This window comes from Nonomuraea sp. NPDC048916 (genome assembly GCF_040649575.1).
GTDB lineage: Bacteria > Actinomycetota > Actinomycetes > Streptosporangiales > Streptosporangiaceae > Nonomuraea.
Window position 1 is genome coordinate 32862 of the sequence record NZ_JBEZFS010000046.1, and the last position, 20087, is coordinate 52948.

General features: G+C 70.0%; 21 protein-coding genes. 13 read left to right on the forward strand and 8 right to left on the reverse strand.

The genetic code is table 11. The annotated features are described in order from the left end of the window. Positions 1-122: 122 nt before the first annotated feature. The 8 genes from AB0C16_RS34660 (at position 123) to AB0C16_RS34695 (ending at position 9477) form a co-directional block, all read left to right on the forward strand. Positions 123-809, forward strand: a complete 687-nt coding sequence (locus tag AB0C16_RS34660) for a response regulator transcription factor (RefSeq protein WP_357689379.1) — start codon at positions 123-125, stop codon at positions 807-809. Beyond that, complete coding sequence (locus AB0C16_RS34665) at positions 806-2338, forward strand: HAMP domain-containing sensor histidine kinase (protein ID WP_357689381.1); 1533 nt, start codon at positions 806-808, stop codon at positions 2336-2338. Before AB0C16_RS34660 ends, AB0C16_RS34665 begins: the two co-directional genes overlap by 4 nt. Positions 2339-2454: 116 nt before the next feature. Then, positions 2455-3540, forward strand: a complete 1086-nt coding sequence (locus AB0C16_RS34670; RefSeq protein ID WP_357689384.1) for a serine hydrolase domain-containing protein — start codon at positions 2455-2457, stop codon at positions 3538-3540. Between the two features lie 220 nt (positions 3541-3760). Beyond that, on the forward strand, positions 3761-4057 hold the full coding sequence (locus AB0C16_RS34675) for a hypothetical protein (RefSeq protein ID WP_357689386.1): 297 nt from the start codon (positions 3761-3763) through the stop codon (positions 4055-4057). Between the two features lie 3 nt (positions 4058-4060). Further along, positions 4061-7318, forward strand: a complete 3258-nt coding sequence (fdh, locus tag AB0C16_RS34680; protein WP_357689388.1) for a formate dehydrogenase — start codon at positions 4061-4063, stop codon at positions 7316-7318. Positions 7319-7406: 88 nt separating this feature from the next. Continuing rightward, positions 7407-8294, forward strand: coding sequence for a 4Fe-4S dicluster domain-containing protein (locus AB0C16_RS34685; RefSeq protein ID WP_357689422.1), 888 nt, complete (start codon positions 7407-7409; stop codon positions 8292-8294). Next, a complete protein-coding gene (nrfD, locus tag AB0C16_RS34690; protein WP_357689390.1) occupies positions 8291-9334 on the forward strand; it encodes an NrfD/PsrC family molybdoenzyme membrane anchor subunit in 1044 nt (347 codons plus the stop codon). The genes AB0C16_RS34685 and nrfD overlap by 4 nt, the downstream gene beginning before the upstream one ends. Beyond that, positions 9331-9477 carry a hypothetical protein gene (locus AB0C16_RS34695; RefSeq protein WP_357689392.1) on the forward strand — a complete coding sequence of 49 codons (147 nt, stop codon included), beginning with the start codon at positions 9331-9333 and terminating at the stop codon, positions 9475-9477. Before nrfD ends, AB0C16_RS34695 begins: the two co-directional genes overlap by 4 nt. A gap of 24 nt (positions 9478-9501) precedes the next feature. Here AB0C16_RS34695 and AB0C16_RS34700 read toward each other — a convergent pair whose 3' ends face one another. The 6 genes from AB0C16_RS34700 to AB0C16_RS34725 all read right to left on the reverse strand — a co-directional run bounded on the left by AB0C16_RS34700 (position 9502) and on the right by AB0C16_RS34725 (position 14107). Next, entirely contained in the window at positions 9502-11400 is a 1899-nt protein-coding gene (locus tag AB0C16_RS34700) for an ABC transporter ATP-binding protein (RefSeq protein ID WP_357689394.1), read from the reverse strand. Then, positions 11397-11936 carry a hypothetical protein gene (locus AB0C16_RS34705; RefSeq protein ID WP_357689397.1) on the reverse strand — a complete coding sequence of 180 codons (540 nt, stop codon included), beginning with the start codon at positions 11934-11936 and terminating at the stop codon, positions 11397-11399. The genes AB0C16_RS34700 and AB0C16_RS34705 overlap by 4 nt, the downstream gene beginning before the upstream one ends. Before the next feature lie 12 nt (positions 11937-11948). Next, positions 11949-12590, reverse strand: a complete 642-nt coding sequence (locus tag AB0C16_RS34710; protein WP_357689399.1) for a MauE/DoxX family redox-associated membrane protein — start codon at positions 12588-12590, stop codon at positions 11949-11951. Further along, positions 12487-12699: a hypothetical protein gene (locus AB0C16_RS34715; RefSeq protein WP_357689402.1), complete on the reverse strand. Its 213-nt coding sequence runs from the start codon at positions 12697-12699 to the stop codon at positions 12487-12489. Before AB0C16_RS34715 ends, AB0C16_RS34710 begins: the two co-directional genes overlap by 104 nt. Positions 12700-12854: 155 nt before the next feature. Beyond that, the gene (locus AB0C16_RS34720) at positions 12855-13328 is read right to left on the reverse strand and encodes a S26 family signal peptidase (protein WP_357689424.1); all 474 of its coding nucleotides are present in this window, start codon (positions 13326-13328) and stop codon (positions 12855-12857) included. Between the two features lie 17 nt (positions 13329-13345). Next, a complete protein-coding gene (locus AB0C16_RS34725; protein WP_357689404.1) occupies positions 13346-14107 on the reverse strand; it encodes a BTAD domain-containing putative transcriptional regulator in 762 nt (253 codons plus the stop codon). 335 nt (positions 14108-14442) lie between these two features. Between AB0C16_RS34725 and AB0C16_RS34730 the strand changes: the two genes are divergently transcribed. Continuing rightward, on the forward strand, positions 14443-15192 hold the full coding sequence (locus tag AB0C16_RS34730; RefSeq protein ID WP_357689406.1) for a hypothetical protein: 750 nt from the start codon (positions 14443-14445) through the stop codon (positions 15190-15192). Positions 15193-15232: 40 nt separating this feature from the next. Further along, positions 15233-15718 carry a GNAT family N-acetyltransferase gene (locus tag AB0C16_RS34735; protein ID WP_357689409.1) on the forward strand — a complete coding sequence of 162 codons (486 nt, stop codon included), beginning with the start codon at positions 15233-15235 and terminating at the stop codon, positions 15716-15718. 29 nt (positions 15719-15747) lie between these two features. Here AB0C16_RS34735 and AB0C16_RS34740 read toward each other — a convergent pair whose 3' ends face one another. After that, on the reverse strand, positions 15748-16194 hold the full coding sequence (locus AB0C16_RS34740) for a hypothetical protein (RefSeq protein ID WP_357689411.1): 447 nt from the start codon (positions 16192-16194) through the stop codon (positions 15748-15750). A gap of 161 nt (positions 16195-16355) precedes the next feature. On the opposite strand from AB0C16_RS34740, the gene AB0C16_RS34745 reads away from it, so the two are divergent. The 3 genes from AB0C16_RS34745 (at position 16356) to AB0C16_RS34755 (ending at position 17949) form a co-directional block, all read left to right on the forward strand. Beyond that, on the forward strand, positions 16356-16640 hold the full coding sequence (locus AB0C16_RS34745; RefSeq protein ID WP_357689413.1) for a helix-turn-helix domain-containing protein: 285 nt from the start codon (positions 16356-16358) through the stop codon (positions 16638-16640). 72 nt (positions 16641-16712) lie between these two features. Continuing rightward, on the forward strand, positions 16713-17246 hold the full coding sequence (locus AB0C16_RS34750; RefSeq protein WP_357689415.1) for a GNAT family N-acetyltransferase: 534 nt from the start codon (positions 16713-16715) through the stop codon (positions 17244-17246). Positions 17247-17367: 121 nt separating this feature from the next. Next, positions 17368-17949 carry a YdeI/OmpD-associated family protein gene (locus AB0C16_RS34755; RefSeq protein ID WP_357689418.1) on the forward strand — a complete coding sequence of 194 codons (582 nt, stop codon included), beginning with the start codon at positions 17368-17370 and terminating at the stop codon, positions 17947-17949. 549 nt (positions 17950-18498) lie between these two features. Here the strand turns inward: AB0C16_RS34755 and AB0C16_RS34760 are convergent. Then, a complete protein-coding gene (locus AB0C16_RS34760; RefSeq protein WP_357689420.1) occupies positions 18499-19875 on the reverse strand; it encodes an IS1380 family transposase in 1377 nt (458 codons plus the stop codon). Positions 19876-20087 lie beyond the last annotated feature (212 nt).

Here is a 20087-nt window from a genome sequence, read left to right on the forward strand (position 1 = left end):
GCCCCCGTGCTGATCCCGAACGCCGCGTGCGCCGCTCGGGGCCTGGATACTGGTGATCGCGCCGGCGGACCGGGGACTTCGAGAGGCAGTCGACCCGCCGGTCACGGACACGGGAGCGCTCGATGACCGGCTACCAGATCCTCGCCGTCGACGACGACCAGGCGATCCTGCGCGCACTCCGGCGCGGGCTGCGCTTGGAGGGGTTCGGAGTGGACACCGCCGACTCCGGGCGGCGGGCGCTCGAACTGGTCGACGCCCGCCGCCCGGACGCCGTCGTCCTCGACGTGTCGATGCCCGGTCTGTCGGGCATCGAGGTGTGCGCGCGCCTGCGGGCGGCCGGGGCCGAGGTGCCGGTGCTGATGCTGTCGGCCATGGACGAGGTGGCCGACCGGGTCGCCGGGCTGGCCGCGGGCGCCGACGATTACGTGGTGAAGCCGTTCGCCCTCGACGAGCTGGTGTTACGCCTGCACGCTCTGCTGCGCCGGGCGGGTCGCGCTCCCGGGGCGACGGTGCGGGCGGGGCCGCTGACGGTGGAGCCGGACGCCCGCCGGGTGACCTTGAACGGCCGGGAGGTCGAGGTGACCCGGCGGGAGTTCGACCTGCTGGAGGTGCTGGCGCTCAACGCCGGCATCGTGCTGTCCCGCGAGGTGCTGCTGGAACGCGTCTGGGGCTACGACTTCGAGGTGACCGGCAACGCGGTGGACACCTTCGTCGGCTACCTGCGGCGCAAGCTGGAGGCCGACGGCGAGCCGCGCCTGGTCCACACCGTGCGCGGGGTCGGCTACGTGCTGAGGCATCCCCGGCCGTGAAGCTGTCCACCCGCTTCGCGCTCTGCCTCGCCGTGCTCGTGCCGCTGATGGTGTCGCTGGTGGGGGCGCTCGTGCTGAGCCTGGTCTCGGCCGACCTGCGTGCCGAGCGGGACAGGGAGCTGGTCGTACGGCTCCGGGCGCTGACGCCGATGGCCGCCTCGTACGCGTGGCGGGCCCGCGTGATCCCCGCGATCCCGCCCGACTTCCTCGAGCAGCGGCTGACCGCGGCCGGTGGCGAGGGCGGCGTCTACATCGACGTGAACGGCGCCGAACCGCTGGTCATCGGGGACGTGCCCGCGACCCTGCCGACACCGGACGCCGGGCCGGCCGACGTCGCCGAGGGCGAGCGGCGGTGGCGGTTCGTGGCCGCGGACCTGGGACGACGCGACAGCGGTGCCCGGCTGTGGCTGTTCGACCCGGAGGAGCGTCTGGCCGGGCAGATCTCCCTGCTCACCGAGCGGCTGGTGACGGTCACGCTGGCCGCGGCCGGGGTGGGCGCCGTGGCCGGGCTCGCGCTCGGCAGGTTCGCGGTGCGACCGCTGGCGACGCTGAGCAGGCAGGCCCGGGCGATCGACACCCCGGCCCGTACGGAGATCCGGCTGGCGACGAGCTCCGGAGTCGCCGAGATCGACAGGCTGGCGACGCTGCTCAACGATCTCCTCGACCGGCGCGACGCGGCGGTGGTCCGCACCGGAGAGGCACTGGAGACCGCCCGCGCCTTCGCGGCCACCGCGGCGCACGAGCTGCGGACCCCGCTGACCAGCATGGGCACCAACGTCAGCCTGCTCGGCCATCCCGGCCTGGATCCGGCCGAGCGCGCCGAGATCATCGCCGACCTGGGCGCCGAGCACGCCCGGGTCCAGCGGTTGATCACGATGCTGCGCCAACTGGCACGCAGCGAGCTGCTCGACCCCGGGACGTTCGCCGAGACCGACCTGAGCGAGATCGTCGGCGCCGCCGCCGACGACGCCCGGCGCCGCCACCCGAAGGCCACGATCACCGCCTCGGCCGCCGGGCCCCTGACCGTGCGGGGCTGGGCGGAAGGGCTTCGGATGATCGCCGACAACCTGCTGGACAACGCCGCGATCCACGGGCGCGACGAGCACGGTCGGGCCGTGATCACGGTGGATTTGTCCGCCGACGGCGAGGACGTGGTCCTCATCGTCCGGGACCGCGGCCCCGGGATCCCGGACGGCGACCGCGAGTCGGTCTTCACCCGGTTCCACCGGCGTTCCGGCAGCCCCGGCTCCGGCCTCGGGCTCACCCTGGTCCGGCAGCAGGCGGCCCTCCATGGCGGCACCGCCACCGTCGCCACCGCCACCGTCGCCACCGCCACCGTCGCCACCGCCACGGCCGCCGGGACCGGCACGGCCACCGTGACCGCCGCCGGGACCGGCACTGCCGCCGGTACTGCCGCCGGTACTGCCGCCGGGACCGGCGATGGCTCCGGGACGTGCGTGGAGGTGCGCTTGCCCGCGGCCGGTCACCCGCCGGACCGCCCCGCCGGAGGCCGCTCCTGGCTCGAATAGCGCCGCCCACCACGGATCTGCCACGGATCTGCCAGAGATCTGCCAGAGATCTGCCAGAAACATGCGTAACCATCGCGACCTGACGTGAGAACCCCCTCATAGGAGGCAACGTGCGCATGACCCACCTTCGACGCATCTCGGCGGTCGCCACGCTCGCGCTGGCCGTCGTCCCGGCGGCAGGCGTCTCCCCGGCATCGGCCGCGGCCAAGCCGGCCACCCCCGACGTGGTGCGACCTTCGGCGAACCCCGTCAAGCTCCAGAGCGCGCCCAGATCGCTCTCCGTGACCTACACCTACGAAGGGGAGCGGCGAACCTTGGCCGACTTCCTGACCCGTACGAAGACCAACGGCTTCCTCGTGCTCGACGGCCAGAAGATCGTGACCGAGCGCTACGTCGACGCCGGCCGCGATACCAGGTTCCAGTCCTGGTCGATGGCGAAGTCCTTCACCTCGGCCGCGGTCGGCATCGCGCTGCGCGAGGGGCACATCCGCTCGATCGACGACCCGGTCACCAGGTATCTGCCCGAGCTGCGCGGGTCCGGCTACAACGGCGTGTCCATCCGCAACCTGCTGCGGATGTCGTCGGGCATCGAATGGGACGAGCGCTCCGACGTGCCGCGGGTGCAGGTGGCCGCGAACAAGGGCCTCCCGGTCAAGAAGATCGCGGCGCGTCAGGTGCGGGGCTGGGCACCCGGGAGCGCGTTCGAGTACACGAGCATGAACTCCTTCGTGCTCGCCCGGCTCGTCAGCCAGGCCACCGGGACGCCGTACCACCGCTATGTGGAGAAGAAGATCTGGCAGCCCGCGGGCATGGCGGCCACGGCGCAGATCGCCAACGACGGCAACGGCGACAGCCTGGGCTACTGCTGCATCTACGCCACCGACCGCGACTTCGCCCGGTTCGGCCTGCTCTATCTCCGCAAGGGCAAGGCGAACGGGCGGCAGGTGGTGCCGGCCTCGTGGATCAAGACGTCGACCAGGCCCTCCTCCTCCGTCAATCCCCGCTACGGCCTGCACTGGTGGCTCGGCGGCGAGGGTGAGCGCGACTTCCTGGCCGCCGGGTTCGGCGGGCAGTTCATCTACGTCTCGCCCGAGCATGACGTGGTCGTCGTCAAGTCGACCACCTCCACCACCCCGCCGGACCAGGACGAGGCGCTGACCGTGTTCCGCGCCGTGGCCGCCGAGGTGGCGAGGACCCGCTGATGTCCTATGTGAGAGTCGTCCACCCCGTCCCTCTCTCCGCCTGACCGGCCGTCCCGCGTCTCGCGCCGTCCGCCGCCGCCGGGACCCAGGCTGCTTACTGTCCGCTTTTTGCTGGATTCTTTGCGCAACGTTCTGTAGGCGGCGGCTTATCGCTGGTTTTCCACCGGGGACGAACGCGGAGGACGTTGTCATCCGGTAGGCGAGACGGACGGGGAGCCGCATGCCGAGCAAGGAACAGGTGCTTCGGCTCGTGTCGCAGGGGCACGACTACGACGAGATCGCCACGACCCTCGGCATTCCGCCGGGTCAGGCGTACTTGATCGCGACGGGCATCCCGGCCGACAACAGCGGCACCCTCACCCATGACGAGCGTGCGCGTCCCGGCATCCTGCTCTCGCACCCCCAGCGTCTGGTGAATCCCCGGGAGGTGAACCCCGTCACTCACGGTGGGGTGTCCGCGTGGATCCGCAGCCGGATCAAACCGGACAAGCAGCTGCGGGCGGCTGGAGGGAACTGAAGCATGGATCTGCGCGACGGATTCGGTTCGTGGCCGGTTCTGCGGCAACTGACCGGCAAGGATCGGTACGGCAGGGCGGCGGCCGTGCAGTCCGGGCACAGCGAGCAGGTGGAGGCACGCACGGCGAGCGCCGACCGGGTGGTGAAATCGGTCTGCCCGTACTGCGCCGTCGGATGCGCGCAGAACGTGTACGTCCGCGACGAGAAGGTCGTGCAGATAGAAGGCGACCCCGATTCCCCGGTCAGCCGGGGCAGGCTGTGTCCCAAGGGCGCCGCCTCGCTCCAGCTCACGACCGGCCAGAGCCGCTTGCACAAGGTCCTCTACCGGCCGCCGCACGGGAGCGACTGGCAGGAGCTCGACCTCGAGACCGCCATGCACATGATCGCCGACCGGGTGATCGCCACCCGCCGCGAGACCTGGGAATGGGAGTCCGACGGCAAGCGCACCGCCCGGACCATGGGCATCGCGAGCCTCGGCGGCGCCACCCTGGACAACGAGGAAAACTACCTGATCAAGAAGCTGCTGACCGCGCTGGGCGTGGTGCAGATCGAGAACCAGGCCCGGGTGTGCCACAGCTCGACCGTCGTCGGGCTCGGCACGTCGTTCGGCCGGGGCGGCGCCACCACGTTCATGCAGGACATGCAGCACTCCGACTGCATCGTCATCGAGGGCTCCAACTTCGCCGAGGCGCATCCGGTGGGCTTCCAGTGGGTGATGGAGGCGAAGGCGCGCGGCGCCACGGTGATCCACGTCGATCCGAGATTCACCCGGACGAGCGCCATGGCCGACCTGTACGTGCCGATCCGCGCCGGCACGGACGTGGCGTTCCTCGGCGGCATCGTCAACCACGTCCTGCGCAACGACCTCTACTTCCGTGAATACGTCCTCAACTACACGAACGCCGCCGACATCGTCAACGACGGCTACCGGGACACGGAGGACCTCGACGGCCTGTTCTCCGGGTTCAACGCGGACACGCGGCACTACGACTTCGACACCTGGCAGGTCGAGGGCATGTCGGTGCCGGCCGCCTCCGGCAGGCGCGAGAACCCGGCGTTCCAGGAGCTCACCAAGAACGGGGCCTCGATCCGCGCGGCCTGCCGCAGCGAGATGCACGGCTCCGGCGGCGTGTCGCTGGAAGGCGAGCCCCGGCGCGACGAGACGCTCACCGACCCGCGCTGCGTGCTGCAGATCCTCAAGCGGCACTTCTCCCGCTACACGCCCGAGATGGTCAAGCGGGTCTGCGGCATCTCGCCCGACCTGTTCGCCGAGGTCTGCCGGCACCTGACGGAGAACTCCGGCCCGGAGCGCACCGCGGAGTTCGTCTACGCCGTGGGCTGGACCCAGCACACAGAGGGGTCGCAGTTCATCCGGACGGCCGCCATCCTGCAACTGCTGCTGGGGAACATCGGACGACCCGGCGGCGGCATCCAGGCGCTGCGCGGCCACTCCAGCATCCAGGGCTCCAGCGACATCCCGACCCTGTTCAACCTGCTGCCCGGGTACATCCCGATGCCACACGCCCACCAGCACGAGTCGATGGACGACTTCCTGCGGGCCGACGCCGGCTACCGAGGCGGCTGGTCGAATATGCGGGCCTACCTCGTGAGCCTGCTCAAAGCCTGGTGGGGCCCGGAGGCCCGGCCCGACAACGACTTCCGCTTCGGCTGGCTGCCCCGCCTGACCGGCAGTCACAGCACGTACGACACCGTCAGGCTGCAGTTGGAGGGCGCATGCAAGGGCTACTTCCTACTGGGAGAGAACCCCGCGGTCGGCTCGGCCAACGGCAAGACGCAGCGGACGGCCATGGCGAACCTCGACTGGCTGGTGGTGCGCGACTTCAACCTCATCGAGAGCGCCACCTGGTGGAAGGACGGCCCGGAGATCCAGACCGGCGAGCTGCGCACCGAGGACATCGCCACCGAGGTGTTCTTCCTGCCCGCCGCCGCGCACACCGAGAAGAGCGGCGCCTTCACCAACACCAACCGCATGCTGCAGTGGCACCACCGGGCCGTCGAACCGGCCGGGGACGCCCGCAGCGACATGTGGTTCATGTACCACCTCGGCCGGATCATCCGCGAGAAGCTGGCCGGGTCCACCGACGAGATGGACGCCCCGGTCCTCAAGCTCACCTGGGACTACCCGACGGAAGGCTCCGACGCCGAGCCGATCGCGGAGATGATCCTGGCCGAGATCAACGGTTGGAACGCCGCGGGCGAGCCGCTGTCGTCGTACACCGAGCTCAAGGCCGACGGCTCGACGGCGTGCGGCTGCTGGATCTACTGCGGGGTCTACGCGGACGGCGTCAACCAGGCGGCCCGCCGCAAACCGGCCGACGAGCAGGACTGGATCGCGGCGGAATGGGGCTGGGCCTGGCCGGCCAACCGGCGGGTGCTGTACAACCGCGCCTCGGCCCGGCCGGACGGGCGGCCCTGGAGCGAGCGCAAGAAGCTGGTCTGGTGGGACGAGAAGGAACGCAGGTGGACCGGCTACGACGTGCCCGACTTCATCGCGACCACGCCGCCGGACTACCGGCCCGCCGAGGGCGCGACCGGCGACGCCTCGCTGTCCGGCATCGACCCGTTCATCATGCAGGCCGACGGCAAGGGGTGGCTCTTCACCCCGGCGGGCGTGATCGACGGGCCGCTGCCCACGTTCTACGAGCCGCAGGACTCGCCGGTGGTCAACGCCCTGTACGGCAGGCAGCGCAACCCGGCGCGGGTGCTCTATCCGGGAGAGCACAACCGCAACCACCCGAGCGGCAACGAGCCGGGCGCTTCGGTCTTCCCGTACGTGCTCACCACCTACCGGCTCACCGAGCACTTCACCAGCGGGGCGATGAGCCGCACCGTGCCCTACCTGAGCGAGCTGCAGCCGGAGTTGTTCTGCGAGGTGTCGCCGGAGCTGGCGGCCGAACGCGGCCTGGAGCACGGCGGCTGGGCCACGATCATCACCGCCCGCAGCGCCATCGAGAGCCGCGTCATGGTGACCCAGCGCATGGTGCCGCTGCAGCTCGACGGCCAGGTGGTGCACCAGGTCGGCGTGCCGTTCCACTGGGGGTCCAACGGCCTCACCACGGGTGACGCCGCCAACGACCTGGCATCGATCGTCCTTGACCCGAACTCGCACATCCAGGAGGTCAAGGCGATGACCGCCGACATCCGCCCCGGCCGCCGCCCTCGCGGCCCGGCCCTGCTCGACCTCGTCCGCGAGTACCAGGAACGCGCGGGCATCACCGAGAACACCGGAATGGAGGTCTAGGGCGATGGCCGCAGAGCTGAGCCAGGGCTCCACGTCGCTGGAGGAGGACCCCGCCGCCGACAACGGCTACGGCGAGCGCCCCAGGCGCATGGGCTTCTTCACCGACACCTCCGTCTGCATCGGCTGCAAGGCGTGCGAGGTGGCCTGCAAGGAGTGGAACGCCGTCCCCGAGGACGGCCTGACCTTCACCGGCATGTCCTACGACAACACGGCCGGACTCGACGCGGACTCCTGGCGGCACGTCAAGTTCATCGAGCAGCCGCGCCGGCTGGGACACCAGGAAGCCGAGGTGTCGGTCGCCGCCATACCGGAGCAGGTCGTGGAGGCGGCGAGCGCCCGCAGCCCGGTGTCGCTGGGCATGCCGTCGCCGCTCTCGCCGGACGGGTCCGTCGGCACCGCCCAGGACATGGACTTCCGCTGGCTGATGGCCTCCGACGTCTGCAAGCACTGCACGCACGCCGCCTGCCTCGACGTGTGCCCGACCGGATCGCTGTTCCGCACCGAGTTCGGCACCGTGGTGGTGCAGGACGACATCTGCAACGGCTGTGGCTACTGCGTGCCGGCCTGCCCGTTCGGCGTCATCGGCAAGCGCGAGACCGACGGCGGGGCGCACAAGTGCACCCTCTGCTACGACCGTCTCAAGGTGGGCCAGGAACCCGCCTGCGCCAAGACCTGCCCGACCAACTCCATCCAGTTCGGCGAGCTGGACGAGTTGCGCGAGCGGGCCGCCCGCCGCCTCGGACAACTGCACGAGGCCGGGATGACGTCCGCGCGGCTCTACGGCCACGACCCGGACGACGGGGTCGGCGGGACCGGTTCCATGTTCCTCCTGCTCGACGAGCCGGAGGTGTACGGCCTGCCACCGGACCCGGTGGTGACGACCCGGGATCTGCCCGCCATGTGGAAGCACGTCGGCCTCGCCGCCGCCGGGCTCCTGGTGGGCCTCGCCGCCATAACGTGGGGGAGCCGTCGATGAGCACGTACAGCCAGACCGACGTCCGGATGGACGACGACCCCGCGCTGCGCCCGGAACGCGAGGCGACGGTCGGATCGGCCGGCCGCACCGAACGGCGTCGCCGGCGCGGCGAGCGGCTCATGGTGCCGAAGGCCGAGTTCCGCTCCTACTACGGGCTGCCGGTCCTCAACGAGCCGACGTGGGAGGCGCCCAGCATCGCGGGCTACCTCTTCCTCGGCGGCCTGATGGGCGCGTCGTCGGGGCTGGCCGCCGCGGCCGAGCTCACCGACCGGCCGCACCTGGCCCGGGCGGGCAAGGCGGGGGCGCTGTGCGCTCTGGGCGGCTCGCTGTTCCTGCTCGTCCGCGACCTCGGACGGCCGGCGCGGTTCGTCAACATGCTGCGGGTCTTCAAGGTGACCTCACCGATGAGCGTCGGCACCTGGATCCTCACCGCGTACGGGCCCCAGGCCGGCCTCGCCGCGGTGACCGCCTTCACCGGCAGGTACGAGGGCCTCGGCCGGGTGGCGGCCATCGGCGCCGGGCTGACCGGGGCCGGGGTGGCCACGTACACCGCCGCCCTGATCAGCGACACCGCGGTGCCGCTCTGGCACGGCGGATACCGGGAGATGCCGTTCCTGTTCGCCGGCTCCGCCCTGAGCGCGGCGGGCGGGCTGGGAATGCTGGCCGCTCCGCTCGCCGAGGCCGGACCGGCCCGGGGAGCCGCCGTGGCCGGCGCGGTGGTGGAGGCCGCCGCCGTCAGGGTGATGAAACGCCGCCTCGGGCCCGTCGGCGAGCCGCTCAACCAGGGCGCCGGCCGGTTGCTCCGCCTGGGCGGAGCCCTCGGCCTCGCCGGCGCCGCCCTCGGCCACTTCGCGGGCCGCCGCAGTCGTACGGCGGCGGTGATCGCCGGCGCGGCGCTGCTGGCGGGATCCGTGTGCACCCGTTTCGGGGTGTTCCATGCCGGGGTGGCCTCGTCCCTCGATCCGGAGTACACCATCGGCCCGCAGCGGGCGGGGCTCACGCAGTCCGAGACCAACGAGACCGAAAGGACCACCTCATGAAGCGAAGTGTCGCCTACCTGCCGTTCCTGGCCATCGTCCTGGCCACCTGCGGCATCGCCTGGCTGGCCGGCCGCGACTCCGGCCCATCGGCCCGCCTCCGGCGGACGCCGTCCTCACGCCGAGCCCGCCGATCCCGTCGATAGCCGGGAGCGCGCACCCGCGGCCCCTCACCCCGGCCCAGCCGTCTGGGCCGGGAGGGCCTCCGGGCGGTATCCGTTGGCCTGGAGGGTGAACAGCCGGGCGTACTCGCCGTCGCGGGTGACCAGCTCGCTGTGGGTGCCCTGCTCCACGATCCGCCCGTCGGCGAGCACCACGATGAGATCGGCCTCGCGTACGGCGCTGAGCCGGTGGGAGATGAGCAGGCTGGTGCGCCCGGTCCGGTGCCGGCGCAGGTCGGTGTGCAGGTCGTGCTCGGCCTCCGCGTCGAGGCCCGCGCTCGGCTCGTCCAGGATGACCAGGTCGCGGTCCTCTCGCAGGTACACCCGGGCGAGCGCGACGCGCTGCCACTGACCGCCCGAAAGCAGGACGCCCGCCGTCGCCTCGTCCTCACCCGGGTGCCTGAAGTTGCGGCTCAGCATCGTGTCGTAGCCGTGGGGGAGGTTCGCGAGCGTCTCGTCGATCCCGGACAGCGTGGCGGCCCTGCGAATGAGCTCCCGGTCGGACATGACGGAGATGTCGCCGACGCCGATGTTCTCGGCGGCGGTGAAGTCGTAGGCGACGCAGTCCTGGAAGACGGCGGCGATCCGGTCGCGCAGATCCGCGGGGTCGATCTCACGGAGGTCCACCCCGTCCCAGAGCACCGCGCCCCGCTGGGGGTCGTAGAACCGGCAGAGCAGCTTGACCAGCGTCGACTTGCCGGACCCGTTGAGGCCCACCAGAGCCAGCGCGCTGCCGCAGGGCAGGAACAGATCGACGCCGCGCAGCACCCACGGGTGCGCGTCGTCGTAGCGGAACCACACGTCGCGGAACTCGATTCCGTGCCGGAGCGGCGGCGCCTGCTTCGGCGCCTCCAGCACCGGCAGGTCCGGTTCGGCCCGTACCACCTCGCGGTAGTGGCCGAACAGGAGCAACGACTCGTACACCCCGCCGACCGACCCGACCAGCTCCGCGAGGCCCGACTGCACTCCGGCCACCGCGGCGATGAAGACGGCCACGTCACCGATCGACAGCGCGCCGCCCGCCGTCCCGGTCACCACCCAGATCAGGCCGGCGCCCGCGGTCACCGCGCCGAGCGCGCTGAGCAGCGTCTGCGCCTTCAACTCGCGTGCGTCGACCGCCCGTTCACTCTCCTGGGCATCGCGGACATCGGCCAGCAGCCGCCGCCGGAGGAACTCACCGAGCCCGAACAGGCGAACTTCCTTGGCGAAGTCGAGCCCGGTGAGCAGTCTGGCGAAGAAGGCGCTGCGGCGGCCGAGCGGACTGATCAGCCACTGCATGCCGGCCCGGAGCCGGCTCAGGGCCACCTCCGCGATGACGGTCGGCACCGCGGCGAGCAGCACCACTGCGGTCATGACCGGGCTCAGCAGCGTCAGGGTGACGACGAAGCCGACGACCGAGATGAGCGTCCGCAGCACGGAGATCGCGGGCAGGACGATCTGGACGGCCGCCGTCTGGCCCGTCTGTTCGGCCAGCCGCAGCCGGTCGAGGAACTGCGGCGTCTCGAAGCGCGCCAGCCCGGCGAACCGGTTCACCGCACCGAACAGCTCGTCGCGAGCGAGCAGGTCGAGCCGCCGGCGCAACTGCGCGTCGAGGTAGCGGTTGAGATGGGGAAGCGTGGTGGTCAGCAGGCCGACGATGGCCAGCCCGGCCGCCAGCCCGGCCAGCAGCGCCTGGTCACGCCGCGGGCTGCTCAACTCGTCGAGAAGCAGCTTGGTGAGCCAGGCGCCCGCGACGGGCCAGATGCCCGACAACACCGACGTGGCGATGGAACCGAGCGCCAGCAGCGGGCCGGCTCGCCAGACCATCGTCCACGCGGCGCCGGCCCGCTCCCAGAGCGGGCCGGCGGCCGAAGAGTGCCGCAGGTCCGGGGGTGAGCCGTCCGCACGGTTCCGTGCGGCGCGGATCACGCGTGAACCGGCCGGTCCAGCTCCATCACGGCGATGGAGGCGGCCCGCACCACTCCCTCGGAGGCGAGATAGAAGGCGGGAAAGGCCCTGGCCTCGAACGCCTTCTCGATCGGGCCTCCCCAGGGCTGGCGGACCACGCTCGCGATCGGCCGCAGCTCCTCGATCAGCCGCTCGGCCTGGGCACTGTCATCTCCCATGATCACCGCCACCGCCGCGGGGCGGCCGACGCGCCGGTCGGTGATGAAGCCGACGAGATCCGGCAGTTGGTCCAGGCACACCGAGCACTCCGTGGAGAGCAGGGCGACGATCTCGGGCGAGGTCACCCGGCTGTCGATCGGCTCACCGTCGACGGACTCGGCCTCGAACGCCGGGAGCGACGTCCCGGGCGCCAGCAGCGCCTGGGCCGGGCTCCCTGCCCTGATCGCCGCGAGCTGTTCGGTGTGCTCCCGTAACCGACGGATCACCGCCAGCATGAGCACCAGGTTGACCAGGCACAACAGCCCCAAGACGACCATTCCCGCGACGAGAAACGGCACTCCGCCTTCCTTTCAGGACCGGGCCGGCGGGGAGGCCGGCGCGAACAGTGAGGCGAGATCGTCGGTGAACACGACCCCGATGAAGACCACCAGGGCGGCGCCGACGGCGACCACCACCCCGCCGGGAAGCAGGGTGGTGTCGCCGGCGACGACGTGAGTGGTGGCACCGGCCAGCGCGCTCGCGACGAGCACCGCGTTGCGCACCAGGTGCACGCGGCTCACCGGCGTGTCGGACCATCCGAAGCACCCGCAGGACACAGTCACGGACCTGCGGAGCGCGAGCCACAGCGCGGCGCTGAACGCCATGAGCGCTCCGGCGGCCGCGCCGAGGCCCCAGACGGCCGTGACGGGCAGGGCTACCGCGATCGCGATGAGGAGCTCGACGGCGACCACGAGATAGCCCAGCCGAACCGACCCGACCGCCGGCACGAGCGCGGACAGGGTGCGCGCGAACGCCTCCCGAGACGACCGGTCACGCACCTTGCTCACCGCGCTGATCAGGAACACCGCCCCGATCAGACAGCGACAGGCCAGTGCCACGTACTCCAACTCAGCAACAGTCGTAGCACGTGACGACGCAGTTCCTGTTGTTGCTGCACCACCGCAGTTTCGAGGAGCGGTCGAGCCAGCGGTAGCAGTAGTAGTGGCAGTCACCGATGGAATAGAGGTACGTGCCCTTGCACAGCGGGGCCGCGTCCGCGCTGCTGCTGGGCAGCAGCAATCCGAGCAGCTTGTCGCCCAGGGCGTTGACCTTTTTGATCATGGTTCTCCCTTACGCATCGACCGGGCCCACGTCCGCTCCAGCGAGCGCGGGACCCATGCCACCTCCACACCGCGGTTCGCCGTCACCCTCTCAAGGAGCTCTACCAGAGTCCTACCGGAGCACTACCGGATCACTACCGGATCACTACCCGGTCGCTACCGGCGCGGCGAATCGGGCTCGGGTCGCGAGGGCAGACGCCTGGTCACGACGCCGACCAGGCGCTCAGCCGGCAGGAAACCCCAGGTCCTGGAGTCGTAACTGTCCAGCGCGTCGCCGAAGACCACGAGACGACCGGCCGGGACCGGCGTCCCGGCCGGTCGCCCGCAGGCGTCGACGGCGGCTTCCGGCAGAGGGTCGCCGGGAACGGCCACGACCCGCTTGATGCTCCAGCCCCCGCGTGCCGGACCGGGAGGTGATGGCGACCCGTCCCAGCCCGCCCGCGACGGCGGCGTGTGCAGCACCACCACGTCGCCGCGGGACGGCAGCCGGGTGGTCTCCCTGCGCACCAGGACCCGGTCGCCATCGGTGAAGGCCGGGCGCATGCTGGCGCCGTTGACCGTGATGACGAGGTAGCGGCGTCGTACGGCCACCAGACCGACGGCCACGGCGACGCCGGCGGCGATCGCCATGCTCACCCGCCGGCCCCTCATGGCGCGGACAGCATCTGGGCCGCCGGTGTCTCGATCAGTATGGCGTGCTCGATGTCGCGCAGTTCGCTGCTCGGCTCGATGCCCAGCTCCTCACGCAGCCGCCCGCGGATGCCGTGGTAGGCGCGCAGGGCCTCGACGCGGCGGCCGCACCCGTACAAGGCGATCATCAGTAACGCGTACAAGCGCTCACGCAGCGGATGGGTGTTGATCAGCGGCTCTATCTCGGCGGCCACCCTGGCGTGTCCGTCGAGCGCCAGCTCGGCGTGCATGCACTCCTCCCACGCGATCAGCCGTTGTTCCTCCAGGTGGGTGGCTTCCGCGGCGAGCCCGGGCACGCCGTCGAGCGCCCGCCCGAACCAGCGGGCCAGGGCCCTGCGGAAGCAGATGACCGCCGCGGGCAGGTCACCCGCCGCCATGGCGGACGAGGCCTGTCGCACCTCTCTTCTGAACACCTCCACGTCGATCTCACCCGGGTCGGCGTGGAACAGGTATCCCGAGGAGACCGTGCTGATCCGTTCGCCTCCGGTGGCCGTCTGACCCAGCATCTGACGTAACGCCGAGAGGGTCTTCTGTATCTGCGCCTGTGCGGTGAGGGGAGGGCGGTCACCCCACACGATGTCGACCAGCCTGTCGGTCTCCACGACCCGATTGGCGTTCAGCGCCAGAGACGCGAAGACCGCGCGCTGGCGATGCCCCCGGAACCATTCACGGCAGGCCTCGCCGCGAACCTCCGGCGGACCAAGAAGCCGAAACTCCATATACACCCCGTAGAAGCTCACATACCCACAAACTGGACGAAAAGGCAGTTATTGCGATATAAGCTACTAATTCCGAATTATGCGCCATGGCCTATTGGCTCACTAGGGGACCGCAATGGCGATGCGCAATCTCGGCTTTAATGTCATGGAATCGATACGGGGTTCGATGTCTCCGAGACTGGTCACGTGGAACGGACCTCGTTGATCCCCGTGGCGAGGATGCCGACCCCCCTTCGGTGAGCGTGGCGCAGCCGAAGATCAGGCCGCCGCCGCCGGAGGACAGGTGAGAGGATGTCCTCGCAAACGATCTTCGACGACGGCAAAGGGTCTTTTCAATGGGCGAGGAGCGCAGCAGGAGGCTGGCCGGGATCAGGTCGAAGCTGGAGCTGCTCAAGCAGGTGGAGGCCGAGCACGGCTTCGGCGTCGTCATCGAGGAGCCGAGGGAGCTGGAACCCATCCCTGAGCTTCCCGCGGAGGTGACGGACGTGTTCGGCCTGTTCCACCGGCTGGGCGGAGACTACGTCCGCTTCCAGCAGCCCCCCGAGATAGCGAGCCGCCAAGCCTGGGCTGACCGCCACATCAATCCGTACTGTCCATTGGGCAATCCACTTCACATCGGCTGTGAGCGCTACGGCGCCCCCGAGGACATCGAGTGCGGCAGCGGCATCTATCTCGACCTCCGGGATGGCGACGTCTACTTCTGCGACGGGGACGACTACGTCTTCGCCTACAAGCACACCGACGTCGAGATGGTCGACACCACGGAGTTGGCACTCGACATCGTCACGTTCTTCGACTTCCACGTCCTCGGCGAGGGCTATCCCCAGCTCATCGCGTCCGTCATCGGGGGGCACGCCGTCAACCGCCGTAAGCGGCGGGGCCGGCACCGCGACAGTTGGATGAGACTCCTGGAGAAGAGCGGCCTCGCCTCGGCGGACGCGTGGGAGAAGGCCGCCTGCCAGGATCCCGACGGCACGGATCCCGACGGCACGGATCCCGACGGCACGGATCCCGACGGCACGGATCCCGACGGCACGGATGCCGCCGAAGGGCGTGCGAGCCGGTCGGCATCCGCGTGCCGCTGACTGTTTTTTCACGTGGGAGTCCGATGCCAGACTGCCGATCATGAGTAGTGGACAGTCCACTGTCGTGATCCGGCCCTACAGAGATGAGGACCGTGATGCCCTCGTCGCGCTGGCCCCGCGCCTGACCGAGGGGGTCGCGACCTGGCGGGATGCCGACGCCGTCGCCATGGCCGTGCGCGGCTGGGTCACCTTCTCCCTTGACCAGGGGGATGGCGACAACCACGGCGTGCTGGTGGGGGTCCGCGGCGGCCGTGTCGCGGGCTTCGTCACCGTGACTACCCGCCGGCACTTCACCGGCCAGACGGACGCCTACATCGGCGAACTCGTCGTCGCCGCCGAGGCGGAGCGCATGGGCGTCGGGCGCGCTCTGGTGGGGGCCGCCGAGTCCTGGGCCCGCGACCGAGGTCTGCGGCACATCACGTTGGAGACCGGTGCGGCCAATGTCCGAGCCCGGAGTTTCTACCGGGCGCTGGGGTACGCGGAGGAGGAGGTACGGCTGAGCAAGCCGGTATCGGCTGGCGATTAGGCGACGTCAGCGGTGCCTGACCACGGCGGTCACTGGGGCCAGTTCGCGATGATTTCGGGCTTGATGGCGTCGACGTGGCACTTGAAGGTCCTGCGCAGGCCGAGGTCGTAAAGGCAGACCTTCACGTCCACCCGGCTGATCTCTCCGTCCGAGGTGAGCCGGAAGGAGCTCTTGGCCGAGCAGGTCGAGCGGGGCCGGCTCCATCCGGTGCCGCCGCCCACGTAGTGGAAGCGGGCACGGGTATAGGCGCAGTGGCCGCGGTGCGTGTCGCGGTCGTAAAGCCTGCCTTGCACGGTGAACGTCTCGGCGCTGAAGTCGGTGATCCAGACATCGGCCTTCGCGTAGCCGGAGTGTCCCGCCGACGACTTGACGGGCCCCCAATGGATGCGGGAGGCCGTGGCCGCCTGCGCCGAGGCCGGGACACCCGCGCTGATCACGAAGGCCAGGACCGCACCGATGACATGTGTCTTTCCCATGACCAGGACGGTAGGAGACGCGACTTGGAAAGATCTTGCATCCGGCTGGGGCCTCCAACCGAGACGCCATCGGCATGCGCGGCGATTGCGGGATCGTTGCCCGTGCATGGGCGGACGCATCGTGCCTTGGCAGGCGGTCGTTGCGGTGCTACCTGAGGTGCATGAGGCATCCCGATGGTGGTGGTCTGACCGCCGAGCAGCGCTTACGCCGGGAGCAGGTGCGAATGCGGGCGGCCGACCGCTTCGCCGAGGGCGCCACCGACGCGCAGGTGGCCCGAGAGTTCCGGGTGTCGCGGATGTCGGCCAACCGGTGGCGGCGGGCGCTGGAGAACGGCGGGCGTCAGGCGCTGGTCTCCAGGGGCTGCCCGTGCGGGGAAGCGGGCGCGTGTCGGTCGCCGGCCTGCTCGCCACCCGCCCCGACAGCCCGGACCACCGGCTGCGGATGATCTATCGGATGCGGACCCACCGCGAGAAAACCGGCTGGCGGACGGCCTCGGCCCTGCGGAAGACTCCCGTGTGTGGACCATTTCAGCGGTGGCGGCCGTCGCGTGACCACCGACCGGATCGAGGCAGACCGGCTCACGCTGACGCCTCTCACGGTGGAGGACGCCGACGACATGGTGGGCGTCCTCGCCGGTGAGGGCCTGTATGCCTTCATCGGGGGAGGGCCGCCGGACCTGGACGACCTGAGGGCCCGGTACACCAGGCTGGCCACGGGGCACTCCCCCGACGGCCGGCAGGAATGGCTCAATTGGATCCTGCGGCGCAGGCACGACGGCCGAGCGGTGGGCACCGTCCAGGCGACCGTGACCGACGGAGGGCGGCGGGCCGAGATCGCGTGGGTGGTGGGGATGGCCTGGCAGGGGCGCGGGTATGCCTCGGAGGCCGCCGGGGCGCTGGCCGAATGGCTGCGTGGCCAGGGCATCGGTCTCTTCCAGGCCCACATCCACCCTGGTCACGAGGCATCCATGAAGGTAGCGGCCAGGATCGGTCTACGGCCCGCGGACCTCGTCGAGGACGGCGAGCGCCTGTGGCAGTGGGAGCGGAGCTGAAGCCGCGAATCCCTTTTTCAACCTCGGATTCTTGCCCTTACCGACCTGGACTTCCAACCCCCCGTAACCCCAGCTATTAAGCCTCTCTCTAGTTCCCCCGATTGAAGGAGTGCTTCAAGTCGTGACGGAAAAGCAAGATCTCCCCACCGTCGCCTTCCCCTCCCAGGCCGCGTTCGAGAAGTGGCTCGAAACCGAGCACGACGTGTCGCCGGGGCTCTGGCTGAAAATCGCGAAGAAGGAGTCCGGCATTCCCTCTGTCAGCTACTCCGAGGCAGTCAACGTGGCGCTGTGCTTCGGCTGGATCGACGGGCAGAAGGACAAGTTCGACGCCGAGCACTGGCTGCAGCGCTTCACCCCGCGCAAGCCCAGGAGCAAGTGGTCAAAGGTGAACTGCGGCCGGGCCGAGGAGCTCATCGCCGCCGGGGCGATGCGCCCGGCCGGCCTGGCCCAGATCGAGAAGGCGAAGGCCGACGGCAGATGGGAGGCGGCCTACGCCTCGCAGAAGACCGCGACCGTGCCCGACGACCTCCAGGCGGCGCTGGACGCCGACCCGGTCGCAGCGGAGTTCTTCGCCACGCTCAACAGCACGAACCGCTACGCGATCCTCTATCGCGTCGGCGACGCCAAGAAGCCCGCCACCCGGGCGGCACGGATCGAGAAATTCGTCGCGATGCTGCGGGAGAACAAGAAGATCTATCCGTGAGCTCATGGAACGCGGTCACCCACCCCGGATGGTGTTGCCACCAAACCGCATGAGCAGCTTGGATCTTGCCCGCCCCGATCGGTTCAGCCTGGACCACCTGGCCTTGCTGGTCCTCCTGGAACGGCGCCGTACGGGGCTGGATTGCAACCAGAACTGCAACTGGAAGAGTTCCGAGTGGCCAGGCTGCCACATGCACGTCCTGCGCTCACGCTGCTGGGTTCACGTGATCATTCCCGTGTCATTTGATCACATAGCGTCGGCCGAAGGGATTCCATTCGAGGGTGATGAGAGGGCCATATTTTGTGGCCAGCCTGCGGCGTAAATCTTGGTCGAAGGTGTTGGTTTCGAGGACGACCCGGTTGAGCTCCGGGCGGATCCCCATGGCTAACCTCGATCTTTCGTGATCTTGTCGTGGTCGATTGAACGGTCCGGCTGAAGGTTGAATGCGTGCTGTGGCCAGCACGTTTGCCCGGTTGTCGCTCCGGGTGGGCGGGGTTCCACGGGCCCGCGGGTGTCCTTTCCTGGTCGTAGGGTCGGTTTGGTGGCTGGTCAGGGTGGGGCGGGCAGGGCTTGCAGGCGCTTCAAGGCGGTGAGGATGTCGTGGGCCCAGGGCCAGTGGGCGGCGATGCGGAGGCGTAGCCGGCGGCCGCCGCGGACCAGCCGTCCGGCCACGGCGAACAGTCGCAGGCGCAGGCGTTTGGGCTCGTAGGTGCGGGCCGCGGTGCCGGGCAGCGCGAGCATCTGCATCCAGGTGAGGAGTTCGCAGGCCAGGGCGACGAGTTCGCACCAGATCTGGTTGCGGGCGAAGTGATGCAGGGGCAGGTTGGCCAGGCCGGTGTCCTTGGCGCAGCGGATGCGGTCTTCGGCGCGGGCCCGGCGACGGTGACGCAACTCAAGGTCGGCGAGCTGACCGCGTTTGGCGTCGGTGACGAAGCAGGTGACGCGGTTGCCGTCGACGTCGGTGAAGCGCAGCTGGGCGCCGGGATGCGGGCGTTCCTTGCGGGCGATGACGCGCATCCCTTTGGGCCAGCCCGACAGGTTGAGCAGCCCGGTCAGTTCGGCCACCCAGGCGCCGGGCCGTACCTGACGGTCGGCGTCGTAGGCGGGCGTCCAGGCACTCTTCGGCAGGCGCAGCACGGCCTGCTGCACCTCCTCGGTCATAGTGAACCCGATCGAGTACGACAGCCGCCGGCCGGGCTTGGCGAGCCAGGACAGGAACTCATGCGTACCACCGCCGGAGTCGGTGCGGATCAGCACCTGCCGTCTGCGGTGCCGGGGCAACTGGGCCAGCGCCAGGCGGGTGGCCTCGATGTGGTCGGCGGCGGTGTTGGAGCCGGCGTTGCCCGGCCGCAGCACGATGGCCAGCGGTTCGCCGGAAGCGCCCGGGCCGTGGTCGGCGAAGACCGTCATCGGGTGGAAGCCGAAAGTGTGTTTCCAGGTCGGCGCGGCGTGTTGTTTGTCGGAGTGGGCGATGACGATGGTGGCGTCGAGGTCGAGGGGAATCAGCTCACCATCACTGCCCGGCGCTGTGGCGCCTGCCAGGTCCCAGGCACGTTCGCGGGCGAGGGTCCGGGCCGCGCGCAGGGCCTTGAGCGCCTTGACCTCGTCGCGGGCGAGCCGGTCGATCAGGCGGGAGACGGTCGGGTCAGAGGCCACGTGCCCGAACAGCTCGGGCTGGGCGCGCAGCAGCGCGATGTCGGCCAGGCAGTCCCCGCCCAATGCGAGGGTGACGGCCAGATCGGCCACGATCTTGCCGGGATCGTGCACGGACCGTGCCGGCCGCCAGCGCTGCAACTGGGTCGATAACGCTTGGTCCAGGCCGGTGAGCCGGAGGGTGTGGAGCAGCAGCAGGGCGCCTGCGTGGGAGACGAGTCCCGAACCGTCCGCGGACACCGCGATCTTGCGCTGGGACGCGATAGCCTTCACTCGGAAAGTGCCTTCTGATCTGGTGTGGACAGGACTCTAGACAAGCCCCATCCTCCCAGTTCAAAGCAATGCCGGTGAGTTAAGGCATTTGTGCTGGTGAGAGCGCTTTTCTTAAGATTGTGATCTTGTAGCTGGCCTTGGTGGCTGGTTGCGCAGTGTCACGCTTCTTGGTTGGAAAGGTGTTCTTGGCCGGCTTCTTGACACGCTCGCAC

Coding starts and splice junctions, on each gene's coding strand:
- fdh (WP_357689388.1), top strand. CDS start 4,061: ATGGATCTGCGCGACGGATTCGGTTCGTGGCCGGTTCTGCGGCAACTG.
- AB0C16_RS34735 (WP_357689409.1), top strand. CDS start 15,233: ATGAGTAGTGGACAGTCCACTGTCGTGATCCGGCCCTACAGAGATGAG.
- AB0C16_RS34695 (WP_357689392.1), top strand. CDS start 9,331: ATGAAGCGAAGTGTCGCCTACCTGCCGTTCCTGGCCATCGTCCTGGCC.
- AB0C16_RS34740 (WP_357689411.1), bottom strand. CDS start 16,194: ATGGGAAAGACACATGTCATCGGTGCGGTCCTGGCCTTCGTGATCAGC.
- nrfD (WP_357689390.1), top strand. CDS start 8,291: ATGAGCACGTACAGCCAGACCGACGTCCGGATGGACGACGACCCCGCG.
- AB0C16_RS34675 (WP_357689386.1), top strand. CDS start 3,761: ATGCCGAGCAAGGAACAGGTGCTTCGGCTCGTGTCGCAGGGGCACGAC.
- AB0C16_RS34715 (WP_357689402.1), bottom strand. CDS start 12,699: ATGATCAAAAAGGTCAACGCCCTGGGCGACAAGCTGCTCGGATTGCTG.
- AB0C16_RS34730 (WP_357689406.1), top strand. CDS start 14,443: ATGGGCGAGGAGCGCAGCAGGAGGCTGGCCGGGATCAGGTCGAAGCTG.
- AB0C16_RS34745 (WP_357689413.1), top strand. CDS start 16,356: ATGAGGCATCCCGATGGTGGTGGTCTGACCGCCGAGCAGCGCTTACGC.
- AB0C16_RS34725 (WP_357689404.1), bottom strand. CDS start 14,107: ATGGAGTTTCGGCTTCTTGGTCCGCCGGAGGTTCGCGGCGAGGCCTGC.
- AB0C16_RS34720 (WP_357689424.1), bottom strand. CDS start 13,328: ATGGCGATCGCCGCCGGCGTCGCCGTGGCCGTCGGTCTGGTGGCCGTA.
- AB0C16_RS34670 (WP_357689384.1), top strand. CDS start 2,455: ATGACCCACCTTCGACGCATCTCGGCGGTCGCCACGCTCGCGCTGGCC.
- AB0C16_RS34685 (WP_357689422.1), top strand. CDS start 7,407: ATGGGCTTCTTCACCGACACCTCCGTCTGCATCGGCTGCAAGGCGTGC.
- AB0C16_RS34660 (WP_357689379.1), top strand. CDS start 123: ATGACCGGCTACCAGATCCTCGCCGTCGACGACGACCAGGCGATCCTG.